12 protein-coding genes and 1 tRNA gene are annotated in these 14096 nt (G+C 64.3%); 10 read left to right on the top strand and 3 right to left on the bottom strand.

What is annotated here, in order from left to right; genetic code table 11:
- The first annotated feature begins 14 nt into the window (after positions 1-14).
- The 7 genes from AAHM44_RS19485 (at position 15) to AAHM44_RS19455 (ending at position 9667) form a co-directional block, all read left to right on the top strand.
- Positions 15-1052 carry a DUF1611 domain-containing protein gene (locus AAHM44_RS19485; RefSeq protein WP_269574003.1) on the top strand — a complete coding sequence of 346 codons (1038 nt, stop codon included), beginning with the start codon at positions 15-17 and terminating at the stop codon, positions 1050-1052.
- Positions 1049-2176: a hypothetical protein gene (locus tag AAHM44_RS19480; protein WP_342251024.1), complete on the top strand. Its 1128-nt coding sequence runs from the start codon at positions 1049-1051 to the stop codon at positions 2174-2176. The genes AAHM44_RS19485 and AAHM44_RS19480 overlap by 4 nt, the downstream gene beginning before the upstream one ends.
- Positions 2173-3747, top strand: coding sequence for a serine hydrolase (locus AAHM44_RS19475; protein ID WP_342251023.1), 1575 nt, complete (start codon positions 2173-2175; stop codon positions 3745-3747). Before AAHM44_RS19480 ends, AAHM44_RS19475 begins: the two co-directional genes overlap by 4 nt.
- A complete protein-coding gene (locus AAHM44_RS19470; protein WP_342251022.1) occupies positions 3744-4937 on the top strand; it encodes a dipeptidase in 1194 nt (397 codons plus the stop codon). Before AAHM44_RS19475 ends, AAHM44_RS19470 begins: the two co-directional genes overlap by 4 nt.
- 638 nt (positions 4938-5575) lie before the next feature.
- Positions 5576-5662 (top strand) — tRNA-Leu (locus AAHM44_RS19465).
- A gap of 165 nt (positions 5663-5827) precedes the next feature.
- Positions 5828-7093: a tyrosine-type recombinase/integrase gene (locus tag AAHM44_RS19460; RefSeq protein ID WP_342251021.1), complete on the top strand. Its 1266-nt coding sequence runs from the start codon at positions 5828-5830 to the stop codon at positions 7091-7093.
- Between the two features lie 501 nt (positions 7094-7594).
- Positions 7595-9667, top strand: coding sequence for a catalase (locus AAHM44_RS19455; RefSeq protein ID WP_342251020.1), 2073 nt, complete (start codon positions 7595-7597; stop codon positions 9665-9667).
- 95 nt (positions 9668-9762) lie between these two features.
- Here the strand turns inward: AAHM44_RS19455 and AAHM44_RS19450 are convergent, their stop codons facing one another.
- The 3 genes from AAHM44_RS19450 to AAHM44_RS19440 all read right to left on the bottom strand — a co-directional run bounded on the left by AAHM44_RS19450 (position 9763) and on the right by AAHM44_RS19440 (position 12806).
- Positions 9763-10272, bottom strand: a complete 510-nt coding sequence (locus AAHM44_RS19450) for a hemerythrin domain-containing protein (protein ID WP_342251019.1) — start codon at positions 10270-10272, stop codon at positions 9763-9765.
- A 147-nt stretch (positions 10273-10419) separates the two neighbouring features.
- Entirely contained in the window at positions 10420-11694 is a 1275-nt protein-coding gene (locus AAHM44_RS19445) for a cation:proton antiporter (protein ID WP_342251018.1), read from the bottom strand.
- 20 nt (positions 11695-11714) lie between these two features.
- The gene (locus tag AAHM44_RS19440) at positions 11715-12806 is read right to left on the bottom strand and encodes an extracellular catalytic domain type 1 short-chain-length polyhydroxyalkanoate depolymerase (RefSeq protein WP_342251017.1); all 1092 of its coding nucleotides are present in this window, start codon (positions 12804-12806) and stop codon (positions 11715-11717) included.
- A 408-nt stretch (positions 12807-13214) separates the two neighbouring features.
- On the opposite strand from AAHM44_RS19440, the gene AAHM44_RS19435 reads away from it, so the two are divergent.
- From AAHM44_RS19435 to AAHM44_RS19425, 3 genes are all read left to right on the top strand, one after another.
- A complete protein-coding gene (locus AAHM44_RS19435) occupies positions 13215-13343 on the top strand; it encodes a hypothetical protein (protein WP_342251016.1) in 129 nt (42 codons plus the stop codon).
- Positions 13344-13383: 40 nt separating this feature from the next.
- Positions 13384-13656 carry a hypothetical protein gene (locus tag AAHM44_RS19430; protein ID WP_342251015.1) on the top strand — a complete coding sequence of 91 codons (273 nt, stop codon included), beginning with the start codon at positions 13384-13386 and terminating at the stop codon, positions 13654-13656.
- Between the two features lie 169 nt (positions 13657-13825).
- Entirely contained in the window at positions 13826-14032 is a 207-nt protein-coding gene (locus tag AAHM44_RS19425; protein WP_342251014.1) for a cold-shock protein, read from the top strand.
- Positions 14033-14096: the final 64 nt, after the last annotated feature.

The following is a 14096-nucleotide window of genomic DNA, read 5'->3' as shown; positions in this document are numbered from 1 at the left end:
TCGGAGCCACAGGAATGAATGCGCCCTTCGGCGCGCGCGGCACCGCGCTGGTGCTGCCGCAGCCTTATCTTCTCTTCCTCGGCGACACGACCGAGCCGGGCTTCGCCAAGACCGCGTTCGGCCTGCGCGACTGGGCCGGGGACAAGTGCGTGGGCGAGTTCGCGTGCGGGGCCTCCGTATCCACCGGCCTGCCGCGCTTGAGCCCCGCGGAGGCGGTGGCACAGGGCGCCAGGGGGCTGGTGATCGGCGTCGCCAATCCTGGCGGCGTGATCCCGCCTTCCTGGCGCCAGTCGCTGGTCGAGGCACTGGAGGCGGGGCTCGACATCGTCTCGGGCATGCATGTCCGCCTGGCGGACATTCCGGAAGTCGCGGAAGCGGCGATGCTGCTCGGCCGCCGGCTGATCGACATCCGCGTACCCCCGGCCGAGATCCCGGTCGCCACCGGGCGCAAGCGCAGCGGCAAGCGGCTGCTCACCGTCGGCACCGATTGCGCGCTCGGCAAGAAGTACACCGCGCTGGCTCTGGCGCGTGCGTTCGAGGCGCGCGGGCTCGACACCAGCTTCCGCGCTACCGGCCAGACCGGGATCATGATCGCCGGCGGCGGCATGCCGATGGACGCCGTGATCTCCGATTTCGAGGCGGGCGCAGCAGAGATGCTCTCGCCCGATGCCGATCCGGCGCATTGGGACGTGATCGAGGGGCAGGGGTCGCTCGCGCATCCGGCCTATGCGGCGGTGTCGCTCGGCCTGCTGCATGGCAGCCAGCCGGACGTATTCGTCGTCTGTCACGAGCCGGGCCGCACCGTGATGCTCGGTACCGCCGGCTATACGGTGGCGAGCATCGAGGAGATCATCGACCTCACCACCGCGCTCGGCCGGCGGACCAATCCGGCCATCCGTTGCGGCGGCGTGAGCTTCAACACGTCGGCCTTGGGGGAGGCGGAAGCGCTGGAGATCATGGCCCGCGAGAGCGAACGCCTGGGCCTGCCCGTCGCCGATCCGGTGCGCGGCGGCCCGGCGTTCGCCGCGCTGGTCGAAAGCTGCCTCGCATGAGCGCCCCGGCAGCAGGATCGAGCTGGTTCCAGCGTTTCCTGCTACCGGGCTTCGCGATGAAGGCCGTCATCATCGGCGGCGGCTATGCGACCGGGCGCGAACTGGCGGAATATTTCCTCCCCGCAGGGCCTTGGGGCGGGTTGGCCGGCATGATCCTCGCGATGCTGCTGTGGAGTGCCATCGCCGCCGCGACCTTCGCCTATGCGCGCCTCGTCGGCGCGCTCGACTATCGCACCTTCTTCGCCAATCTGCTCGGCCCCGCCTGGATCGCGTTCGAGGGCGCCTACATCCTGTTCGTCGTGCTGATCCTCGCCGTGTTCGGCGCGAGCGCGGGCGCTATCGGCGCGGCGATGTTCGGCTGGCCGGTGTTCGTCGGCACGCTGGCGCTCGCGCTTGCCATCCTCGCCACTGTCGCGCTCGGCAATTCGGCGGTGGAGGGTGTTTTCAAGTACGTCTCCTTCCTGCTCTATGCCGTCTATGCGATCTTCCTCGCCCTGAGCCTGTGGCGCTTCGGCGACCGCATCGCCGACGGCTTCGCGACGCCCGCGCCGTGGAGCGGCTGGGCGAGCGGCGGGCTCACCTATGCGAGCTACAACATCATCGGCGCCGTGGTGATCCTGCCGGTCCTTCGCCATCTGACCAGCACGCGAGACGCGGTGGCCGCCGGCCTGATCGCCGGGCCGCTGGCGATGCTGCCGGCGATCCTGTTCTTCACCTGCATGGTCGCCTTCTATCCCGGCATCGGCGCCGAGACGCTGCCGTCGGACTTCCTGCTGCGCCAGCTCGACGTGCCCATTTTCCACTGGGCATTCCAGATGATGATCTTCGCGGCGTTGCTCGAAAGCGGCGCTGGGGCGGTGCATGCGATCAACGAGCGGGTGGCGGGGGTGGTGCGCCGGCGGCGCGGCGTGGCGCTGGGAGCAAGGGCCCGGGCCGCGATCGCCGGAGTGCTGCTGCTCGTCTGCATGTTCGTCGCCGACCGGGTCGGACTGATCGCGCTGATCGCCAACGGCTACCGGTTGTTGGCGTACCTGTTCCTCGCCGTGTTCGTGTTGCCGCTGCTGACCGTCGGGCTGGCACGGCTGCTCCGTCGCTCCGCCATTCCCCAGGAGACTGCCGCATGAAGCTGCGCCATCTGCTCGCTCTGCCGTTGCTTGCGCTCGCCACTCCGGCGCTGGCCGATCCGCCTGGTGGGCTCGATGCCAAGGTAGAAGCGCTGCGCAAGGCGAGCGGTGCGCCGGGCATTGCGGTGGCGATCGTCGAGCATGGCAAGACGACGCTTGCCAAGGGCTGGGGCTTTCGCAAGCAGGGCGAGCCGGCGAAGGTGGATGCCGACACGATCTTCCAGACCGGATCGACCGGCAAGGCGTTCACCGCCGCCGCGCTCGCCATCCTGGTCGACCAAGGGAAGATCGGCTGGGACGACAAGGTGATCGATCACATGCCCTGGTTCCGCATGTACGACCCTTGGGTTACGCGCGAGATGACGATCCGCGACCTGCTCGTCCATCATTCGGGGCTTGGGCTGGGGGCGGGGGATCTGCTCTTCGTCCCGCGCGGCAGCCTGTCGCGCAAGGAGACGGTCAAGCGGCTCGCCTATATCAAGCCCGCCACCAGTTTCCGCTCCAGCTATGCCTATGACAACATCCTCTACATGGTCGCCGGCCAGCTGATCGAGGAAGTCAGCGGCAAGAGCTGGGAAGACTTTATGACCAGCGAGGTCCTGAAGCGCGGCGGCATGAGCAGCGCCACCGCCACCTATGAGGCGCGCTGGGCAACTACCGACCGGGCCTTCCCGCATGCCCGGATCGGCGGCGCGGTGCGCGGCGACGGCCCGAACTCGGTGCTCGACGAGCGCGAGGAACTGGGCCGCGCGGCGATGCCCGCGGGAGGGCTCGCGCTCAGCGCCAACGACCTGGCGCAATGGCTCAAGATCCAGCTCGGCCACGGCGCGCTTCCCGGCGGCGGGCGGCTGTTCAGCGAGACCCAGGCAGCGGAGATGTGGAAGGGAGTCACGGTCCAGCCGCTCACGCCCTATCCGGGCAGTCTCGCGCCGCTGACGCCAAAGTTCAGCACCTATGCGCTCGGCTGGGAGGTCGAGGACTATAAGGGCGCGCGGATCATTTCACATGGCGGTGGGGTGTTCGGGTCGATCACCCATGTGATCCTGCTCCCCGACCAGGATGTCGGTATCGCGGTGGTGGTCAATTCCGAGGACGTGGCGTTGCTGCGCGGCGTCGCGCACATGCTGGTCGACCATTATCTCGGCATCCCCGATCAGGACTGGCCCAGGCGCTTCGGCGAGTTCATGACCAACCGCGTGGAAGGCGGCAAGGCGGCGCTCTCGGCAGTCAAGGCCGCGCCTGCCAAGGTCGGGCCAGCCTTGCCGCTCGAACGCTATGCCGGCACCTATCGCGATCCCTGGTACGGCGATGTCGCGGTGACTGGGGGCGCCGACGGGCTGCGCATCGACTTCAAGACCACGCCGCGCATGGCCGGCAAGCTGCTCCATTGGCAATATGACACCTTCGTCACCCGCTTCGACGACCAGGCGATCGAGCCGGCCTATGTCACCTTCGCGCTCGATGCCGATGGCAAGGTCGCGCGCGTGACGATGAAGCCTGAAAGCCCGATCGCCGATTTCAGCTATGACTATGGCGATCTCGATCTGCGTCCGGTGGAAGACAAGAAATGACCAAGCGCCTCGTGTTCCTCGCCTTGCTGCTCTCCGGCTGCGTGACCGCGCCGCAAGCAGGTCCGGCGGCGCCCCGGGCGCACAAGGACTTCCTCGTGCTCGACACCCATCTCGATACGCCGCTGCATTTCGCCCGGCCGGGCTGGAGCTTCGCAGGCCATCACGATCCGGCGACCGATCTGGTGCAGGTCGATATGGAGCGGATGGAGGCCGGAGTGCTCGACGGCGGCTTCTTCGCCATCTATACCGAGCAGGGGCCGCTTACCCCCAAGGGCTATGCCGATGCGCTTGCCTATGCGCGCGGGCGCTCCGACCTGATCGATTCCACGCTCGCGAAGTTCCCCGACAAGATCGGTCCGGCGCTGACGCCCGACGATGCGCTACGGCTGAACCGCGACGGCAAGCTTGTCGCGTTCAAGAGCATGGAGAATAGCTACGAGCTGGGCGAGGACCTCTCGCTGCTCAAGGAATTTCACGATCGCGGGGTGCGGCTCGCGGGGCCGGTGCATGGCGCCAACAACCAGTTCGCGGACAGTTCGGGCGACAAGCCCAGATGGAACGGCCTCTCTCCCCTCGGGCGTAAATGGGTGGCGGAGATGAACCGGCTCGGCATGGTGATCGACGCCAGCCACGCGTCCGACGACACGTTCGACCAGATGCTGGAGCTGTCGAAAACGCCGCTGCTCCTGTCGCACTCCAGCGGCCGCTGGGCATTCGATCATCCCCGCAACCTCGACGACGAACGTATCCGCAAGCTGGCGGCCAAGGGCGGGGCGATCTGCGTCAGCACCATTTTCCTGGCGAACATGAACATGACGCCCGAACGCGCGGCGCTGTTTACGCGGTACGAGCGTATCTCTGACCTGTCGCCTGAGGAACAGGTGGAGCTTGCCCGGAAATGGCGGGAGCTCGACAAGACCCAGCCGATCTGGGGCAAGGCCGATTTCGAGCGCTACATGGAAATGGTGCTCCACGTGATCAAAGTCGCCGGGGTGGATCATGTGTGCTTCGGCGCTGACTGGGATGGCGGCGGCGGCCTGCCGGGAATCGACGACATCTCGATGCTGTCGAACGTGACCGCACGGCTGCGTGCCGCTGGTTATTCAGACGCTGATCTGGACAAAATGTGGAGCGGCAACATCCTCCGCGTCGTCGGCGAGGCCCAACGCTACGCTGCCGTTTCGCATTAGAAAGGAAATTCGGGTATCGGCTGGGCGTTTACGGCCAAAGTCAACGATAAGGCGCCAGGAACGAGCAGGCGGCAGGGCAGCTTTCCCGCAACTGCTCCGGATATCTCGTCAGACACCTTCGTAATTCGGAGGTCACAGGTTCGAGTCCTGTAGGCGGCGCCATCCATTTTGCAGTAGTGAAACAAGGGCGATCGGGCTTCGGGCCGGGCGGCGGGCCATGGTCTCCGCTTCGCCGGCATGCGATGCCGGTCGCGCCTCGGGCAACATCGATTGTTGGCGCCTGGAGCCGGGCGACGGCCGGCCGCAGCGGGCGGCTGTCGTGGCTAGGCTGCATTCGCGTTGACCGGGGGAGGATGTTCGATCTGGCTGGGGAACGGCGGCGCGCGGTGGTTTCCCGCTCAAATCTCCCGGCTTTCCCGTGCAGGGCGCGGGCCGCGGTCGGATGCCGCCTGGGCGCTTCTCCGGGTGCGTTCGCTACGGCGCCGGAAGGCGCTGTGCCGGCATTTTGCGTGGGGAGCGTGAGCGGCGCGGGCGGGCAAGCCCGGCATTTTGCGCAGTGCGATAAAATGATCCGCAAAATGTTTTCGTGGCTGTTGACAGGGGATTGTGTCCCCCGTAGAGGCGCTCGCCTACCCCGTGCCCAGATGGCGGAATTGGTAGACGCACCAGCTTCAGGTGCTGGCGCTCGCAAGGGCGTGGAGGTTCGAGTCCTCTTCTGGGCACCATTTTCCCAGTCCGGTGACGTCCATGAGCGTCGCGTAAGTGGCTGGGTAAAAAGCCTTTTTCCAAATATCTTTCCGACGAGATTTGGGCGGGTCCGCCGAGATGCCAACGCTTTTGTTGGTCTATTTCGGCCCTGGATCCACCCGTTTTCGGACGGAGATACCAACATGGCTCTTACCGCACTCGCGATCAGGAACGCCCAGCCCCGGGCCAAGGCCTACAAGCTCAGCGACGGTCGATCCCTCTACCTCCTGGTGATGCCCAACGGCGCCAAATACTGGCGCCTAAGCTACCGATTCCTTGGCAAGCAACGGGCGCTCGCCCTTGGTGTCTGGCCGGAAGTCAGCCTTGCTCAGGCACGCGACAAGCGCGATTCTGCGCGCAGGATGGTCGCCGACGGTATCGATCCGATGGTCGAGAAGAAGCGCAGGAAGCTTCGTGCGCAGATCGACGAGAACATCACCTTCAAGGGCGTCGCCGAGGAATGGTTCGTCAAGATCACCCGCGAGGAGCGGGCCGAGGTGACGCTCAGCAAGGTCCGATGGCTGCTGGAGAAGGTCTATCCGTTCCTCGGTCACCTGCCGCTCCACGAGATAGAGGTGCAGGAAGTGCTCGCCGTGCTGCGCAAGGTAGAGGCGACCGGCCGCTATGAAAGCGCACGCAGGATGCGCAGCGTGATCAGCCGCGTTTTTCGCTATGGCATCGCCACCGGACGAGCGAAGGTCGATGTCGCTCGCGACCTGCGCGGCGCGATCATCGTTCCCAAGACCAAGCACTTCGCCGCGATCACCCGACCGAAGGAAGTGGGCAAGCTGCTCCGGGACATCGACGATTGTCCCGGATACGCGATCACCAAGCTCGCGCTGCGGATGACGCCGCACGTCTTCGTGCGCCCCGGGGAGCTTCGCCGCGCCGAATGGAGCGAGTTCGACCTGGAGCGCGCGGTGTGGTCGATCCCGGCGGAAAAGATGAAGATGCGTTGGCCGCATCAGGTGCCACTGTCGCGGCAGGTGCTGGACCTGCTCGACGAGATACGGCCGCTGACCGGCCACAGCCCCTATGTCTTCCCGGCTTCCCATACCTGGAAGCGGCCCATGTCGGAGAACACCGTCACCTTCGCGCTCCGGCGCATGGGCTACAGCGGCAGCGAGATGACCGCGCATGGCTTCCGCGCGATGGCAGCGACGCTGCTCAACGAGATGGGGCTATGGAACCCCGACGCTATCGAGCGGCAGCTAGCCCACATGGAGAACAACGGCGTGCGGCGTGCCTATGCGCGCGGCCAATATTGGGAGGAACGCGTGCGCATGATGCAGCATTGGTCCGACTATCTCGACCAGCTCCGCGGCGGGGGCGATGCCGACAAGTCAGACCATGACAGCAAAGTGGTCACTGTCGACTTTGGCAATCGATCAAGGCAATCTGCTCAGTAAGCAAGCCCAGACCTAGCCGCTGGCCTAGGCAGGCCGGCGGCGGCTTTGCGCCCCAATATCGGCCATCCAGCTTACAGCCGGCCAACCAGAAAGCCGCCATTGTTCACGCGATGCATCGAAGCAACGCAGCCCCACTATGGTTCAACTTGTTAGATGGCCCGTTTTTGCGGGTTGCGATTGGTTTTCGGGTCAGCGCTCCCAGGTTGCGCTGTTGGACCACATACACAGCGCTGAATCATACAAGCTGACGGTTGTACAGGCCGTTTTGGTGGCTGGCGCCAGAGGTCGGTCCACCCACTATCGGCGCCCCGCTGCCGCGCTAACGCCAGCAATCTCATGCAACTGCCTAGCCGGCATCCGCTCCTGCATACCGGCCCGAATCGTTGCACCGTAGCCTGCTCTCCAGGAAAGGAATCGCATTAACCTGCAGCAAGTTTGCCAAATCGACGGACCCTTGGTGTGGCGCCGCCGGTTGAACCGCCGACAATCGGGAGCGGACACATGGCGACGAAGACCAAGCAAAGCGGCGATGGCGGCGAGACGCATCAAAAGGCCGGTGAAGGGACGGAGGTGCTTACCACCAACCAGGGCATCGCGATCGCCGACAACCAGAACAGCCTGAAGGCGGGGGCGCGCGGCCCGACGCTGCTGGAGGATTTCATCCTTCGCGAGAAGATCTTCCACTTCGATCATGAACGCATTCCCGAGCGCATCGTCCACGCCCGCGGCACTGGTGCGCATGGCTTCTTCGAAGCGACCGACGATATCTCGGACCTGTCCAAGGCAGCGCTGTTCACCAAAGGCGAGAAGACCGAAGTCTTTGTGCGCTTCTCGACCGTGGCTGGTGGCGCGGGATCGGTCGATACGCCCCGCGATGTCCGCGGCTTCGCGGTCAAATTCTACACCCGCGAAGGTAATTGGGACCTGGTCGGCAACAACATCCCGGTCTTCTTCATCCAGGACGCAATCAAGTTTCCCGACCTCATCCATTCGGTGAAGATGGAGGCCGACCGGGCCTATCCGCAGGCCGGCTCGGCGCACGACACCTTCTGGGATTTCGCGTCGTTGATGCCCGAGACGACGCACATGCTGTTCTGGGCGATGTCCGACCGCACCTTGCCGCGCTCGCTCCGGATGATGGAGGGCTTCGGCATCCACACCTTCCTGCTGGTCAACGCTGCCGGCAAGGCAAGTTTCGTCAAGTTCCACTGGAAGCCGAAGCTCGGCATCCAGTCGACGATCTGGGACGAAGCCCTCAAGCTCCAGGCCGCCGACAACGACTATCATCGCCGTGACCTGTTCGAAGCGATCGACACGGGTGATTTCCCCGAATGGGAGCTCGGCATCCAAGTGTTCGATCAGGCATTCGCCGATGCCCAGCCCTATGACGTTCTGGATACTACCAAGCTGATCCCCGAGGACGATGTTCCCGTGCGGATCATCGGGCGGATGGTGCTGGATCGGAACGTCGATAACTTCTTCGCCGAGACCGAACAGGTCGCCTTCTGCCCAGGCAACATCGTGCCCGGCATCGATTTCTCCAACGATCCGCTGCTGCAGGGGCGCCTGTTCAGCTACCTCGACACGCAGAAATCGCGGCTTGGCACCGCCAATTTCCACCAGATCCCGGTCAATGCGCCGCGGTGCCCGATGGCGAACTTCCAGCGCGATGGCATGATGCAGATGGCGGTGCTCAAGGGGCGCGCCAACTACGAGCCCAACAGCCTTGCGGTGCATGGCGAGGAAGGCGGGCCGCGCGAATGTCCCGTCAGTGGTTTCGCCACCAGCACCGCGCCTACCGGCCCGGACGAGACAGGCGACAAGCTGCGCGTACGGAGCGAATTGTTCGCCGACCATTACAGCCAGGCACGGATGTTCCTCGCCTCACAGACCGAAAGCGAGCAGGCGCACATCGCCTCGTCCTTCGTGTTCGAACTCTCCAAGGTCGGGCTGCTCGACCAGGTGCCGGGCCGGATGGTCGCCAATCTTCGCAATGTCGATGAAGCGTTCGCCAAGCGGGTAGCCGACGGGCTCGGCATCCCGCTGCCGCCAAAGGCCCCGGCCGCGCGCGAACCAGTGGAGATCGCGCCGTCCGATGCGCTGTCGATCCACAAGAACATGAAGGACACGCTCCAAGGCCGCGCGATCGGCGTGCTGATCGCGGATGGTACCGATACCGCCGAACTGGAGCGTGTCATTGGCACGATCGAGAAGGCCAAAGCCAAGGCGGTGATCGTCGCACCCAAGGTGGGCGGCGCCACCTTGTCCGACGGCAAGGTGCGGAAGGCCGATGGGCAACTCGCCGGAACGCCGTCGCAGATCTTCGACGCAGTGGCGGTGGTGCTTTCGGAAGAAGGCTGCGCTGCACTGTTGAAAGAAGGCGCAGCGGTGGAATGGGTGATGAACGCCTTCGGTCACCTGAAGGCGATCGGCGCCAGCGACGCGGCAAAGCCGCTGCTCGACAAGGCCGGTATTGAGCCCGGCGATGGCGTTACCGGCCTGGATGACGGGTTCGTGCCAGCCGCAGCAAAACGCTTCTACGCTCGCGAGCCGGGTCTCAGAACGCTGGCATAACGAAGCGCAGGCGCTGCGATAGAAGCAGGTGGAAATGATATGGGCGGGCAAAGGGTTCGCCCGCCCGTATCACGAGGCGTCTTTGTAGTTTGCGATCAGACCGTGACGTCGGTCATCGTGGTAAGCTCCGGCTTCGGCAGCCCACTCGCCTTATAGGTGGCGAGCAACTCGGTCTTGCGGGCGAGCAGTTGTTCGCCCAGCGCGTCCATATCCAGCCCGGCCTTGCGCGCTTGGGCGAACATGCCCTCCATGCGCTGCTCTTCCTCGCCGACATGGTGCTCGATCTGCTCGGACAGCACCTTCACCTTGGCATCGTAGAAATCGTCACTGGGCGCGCCGGCTTCGATCTCGGCAATGAGCACCTTGGCGCCGTCATGCTCGACATAGGCTTCCTTGAGCAGGTCTTCCTCGATATTGCCCTCGCAGGCCGGGTAGAAGATTTCCTCCTCGATCTTCGCATGGACGGTCAGCTCCATGCAGATCTGCATCGCGATCTTCTGCTTCTTGCCGTCGCCCGAAGCCCCTTCGAACTGCTCGAACAACGCTTCCACGCTACGGTGATCGGCCTTGAGAAGGGCGATTGCATCTTTCTTGGTGTCAGCCATGTTATTTCTCCTGAGACGAAGATCAAACAGGATGAAAAGAATATACGTTCCAAGAAATTTCCTGTTGCGAGTCGTTAGCATCCCATAGAGGCCGCAATGATCTATTTGACTGATCTGGATCATTATTTTTAATTGCAGGCTTATCGACTAGCCGCATTGCAAACCTGAACCAGCAGTTTTCCTACGCTGCCACCGGTCCATCAGCTGGAGCGCCGGGGTCACTGTGATCCCGTGCAGCAGGATCGAGGCGAGCACCACCGCGCCGACCGTCGCCCAAAGGCGGCGCGGATCGGGGAAATTCGCGTGGTTTAGGGCGAAGGCCAGATAGTAGATCGATCCCATGCCGCGGATGCCGAAGAAGGAAATCACCAGCTTCTCCCGCCAGGGCAATCTCGTCCCCGCCAGGCCGATCATGCCCGCCACCGGCCGCGCGACCAGAAGTACCCCAGCCACGAAAAGCAGCATCGCCCAATCGAATGGCGCGAGCAGCCCGCTATAGGTCACGATGCCGCCGAACAGGACCAGCAACGACATCATCAGCAGCCGCTCCGCCTCTTCGGCAAAGCCATGGAGCCGCTCCTGATAGTCATGGTCCCGGCTCGCGTTGCGCAAGGCGAGTGCCGAGACGAAGACCGCCAGGAAGCCGTAACCGCCTAGCATCTCGACCACGCCATAGGCGAGGAAGGTGGCGGCCAGCGCGACGAAGCCGTCGCCAGTGCGGGAGATGTTGGCGCGGTTGGGAAGGTGGAAGGTAAGATAGCCCAGCCCCCGCCCGATCGCATAACCGGCGGCCACGCCGAGCAAGGTCTTCCAGAGCAGGTCGCGTGCCAGCCAGGTGAGAGCATCTCCCGCGCCGACGCCTGCCGCGCTCAGCGCAATCGCCAGATAGACGAACGGAAATGCGAGGCCGTCATTGAGACCGGCTTCCGACGTGAGCGCGAAGCGCGCTTCGTCCTCGCCGCCTTCGCCTGGGCCGTTCACCTGGATGTCGCTTGCCAGCACCGGATCGGTGGGTGCCAGCACCGCGGCGATCAGGAGCGCGGCGGCAAGGCCGAGACCCAATATTCCCCAGGCGAGACCAACAACGATCAGCATCGTGATCGGCATCGCGATGCCCAGCAATCGCCAGGTCAGCGCCCACCGGCGAAGGCCGATCAGCCTGTCGATCTTGAGGCCCGCACCCATCAGCGAAACGATGACGACCAGCTCGCTCAGTCGCTGGACCGTCACCGGAAAGGCAAGCGGGTGGACCGCGAAAGGGCGCAGCGCCGGAAGCGCGAACAGCGCCGCGCCGGCGGCCACGCAAAGGATGGGAAGCGACAGCGGCATCTTGCGCAGCAGCATCGGCAGCCACGCGGTCATCAGCACCAATGCGCCGACCCCTGCGATCAACTGGATGTAGAGGTCGTGCGGCGGCTGCATGGGGGCTCCTTCCGACGCTATCAGCGCATCAACCCGGCTGCCCTCAGCGCGTCCTCGATTATTCGCCCGACTCCCGTAGCAGTATCTGCCTTGTGGGGCTGGCTCGCATCTGCCCTGGCGGTTTCCCGGACCTGCAATGGCGCGTGTGCGGCCTCGGTCGCCATCAGCCCCCAGAAGCGGGCGATATGGCGCGTAGAGGATATGCCGGCTTCCAGCATATAGGGTCCGGGGGCTCCGCAGGCCTCGGAGCCCAAGGTGCTGAGGGGCGTGCCATGCCCGAGCCCCGCAATGCGATATTCCTCGATCACTTCGCGGCCTGCAGCATCCCGCCAGAGGCGATGGGCGTGGCCGTCTACGGCATTGGTCTCGCTGGGGGCTTCCGCAACGCCGTGCAGCCGGCGCCATTGCTCGAGGATGAGTCCGGCATTTGTGGGGCTGACCGTCATGTCGCCGGTGCCATGCCATATAGAGATGCTGGGCCATCGGCCATTGTGGGCGGATGCTGCCGTAACCAGCGCGCCCAGCGCGGCCCCGCTCGGGCCACCTTGCGCGCGCATGCGGTCCAGGGCCTGCGGCATCGACTCCGCGGTGCCGTAGGGCAGGCCGGCGATGATGGCGCCGCCGGCGAAGACCTCTGGATAGGTTGCCAGCATCACCGAGGTCATCGCACCGCCGGCGGAAAGGCCGGTTACGAAGACGCGAGCCGGATCGAGCCGGTGTGTCGCGATCATCGCCGCCACCATCTGTCGGATCGACAGCGCCTCGCCGCCGTCGCGCCGCGTGTCCTCCCGATTGAACCAGTTGAAGCACAGGTTCGCATTGTTGGCGCGTCGCTGCTCGGGAAAGAGCACGGAGAAGCCCTGCTCGTCGGCTAGCTCGGACCAGCCCGAGCCGCGATCATAGGCGGCGGCATCCTGCGTGCATCCGTGCAGTACCACGACGAGCGCTGCGTTTTCTTCGAGCCTGGCCGGCGTGTGGCAAAAGGCTCGCAGCGCGCCGGGGTTGGATCCGAAGTCGCGCAGTTCCGTGAGCCGATTGGCACCTTGCGGGATGCTGGTCTGCCTGGCGCGCAGCGCATTAAGGCGTTGGATGGTGTCGTTCAGGCGTCGCATGTGGCTTTCTCCCGGCCACGGCGGAAGCCCTGACAATGCAGCAACTGCCTCAGGCTGGAGCGATTGCTGCATTGCACGATATCATGTCGCTTGCGGTCATGCACAACCCATGCGGCCTGCGAAGGGATGATTTACCGGGGTCGGGGTGGTGTAACCGCCATCGACACCCCACATAGCTTGTATCGCACCGCCTGCCATGAGCCTGGTTGCGACTGAGAGTTCATGCTCCCGCTCTGACGTGGAGCACCTCTGTGCAGATTTCCCCGATAGTTACACCGACCGCCGAGTGCGCGCGACCACGCGGCGCGCCTCCTTGCCCAAGTCCTGGCACCCCGGCGCAAATGCGTCCGAGGCCGCGCTTGTCCATTCGCTTCACACGCATCTGAAACCGCCAGGAAGGAACATTGCATGGCCAAAGGTCAACGCCGAAGCAACAAAGAGGCACGCAAGCCGAAAAAGGCACTGCCTCCCAAACTGACCCCCGTCAGCGCAGCCCTGAAAGGCACAACGCTGGTGCAGCCTCTCAAGAAATCGTGATGCCAGACAGCGTTGCTCCCTCCAGTGGAAAGACCGATCCATGCAACCGACTGCCATTTTCTGCCGCGCGGAAGAGGCGCGCCAGCGCGCCTTGGCCGGCACCGCGAAGCTCGAAAACGTAAAACGCATTGCGATTGTCGCTGCGGCCGCATGGGCGAAGGAGGGCGCGGCCGCCGAACATCGCGAAGCTCGCAAGCTGCGCACCCAGGAACTTGCCCGGGAGGGTGTAGCGAAGCGGGAAATGCCGCACGCGGAGGATTGTATCTTAAGTGAAAATCCGGATCGTGGATTATATAGTCGCGCACTTACATAGGAATATTGACGAATATTATATTGTAATTATCTTCGGAATTCCCATATCCAACTTGCTGTCGTCGCTTGCGACGGAAATTGAAGCCTTTGGGCAGATCTTCCTTTTCTCGCTTCCTGGCTCGGATTGTATTCTCGGTCCGACACTCCACGCTTCGCGAAAGGAGCAGATCATGCCCATCGGCACCGTTAAATTCTTCAATAGCAGCAAAGGCTATGGCTTCATTTCCCCGGAGGATGGCGGAAATGACAGCTTCGTGCACATCAGCGCAGTCGAACGCGCTGGCATGACGACGCTTCAGCAGAGCCAGCGCCTTTCCTACGAAGTGCAAGACGATCAGCGCGGCAAGACCTCGGCCGTGAACCTGCAGGAACTCTGACACGGCGGCGCGCGGCCCGGATTTCGGGCTGCGCGCCCCCCCCCCCGGGGGGGGGGGGGCGGGG

The sequence above is a fragment of the Sphingomonas sp. OTU376 genome (assembly GCF_038440415.1).
Lineage (GTDB): Bacteria > Pseudomonadota > Alphaproteobacteria > Sphingomonadales > Sphingomonadaceae > Sphingomonas > Sphingomonas kyeonggiensis_A.
This window is presented reverse-complemented; position numbering and strand designations above follow the sequence as displayed.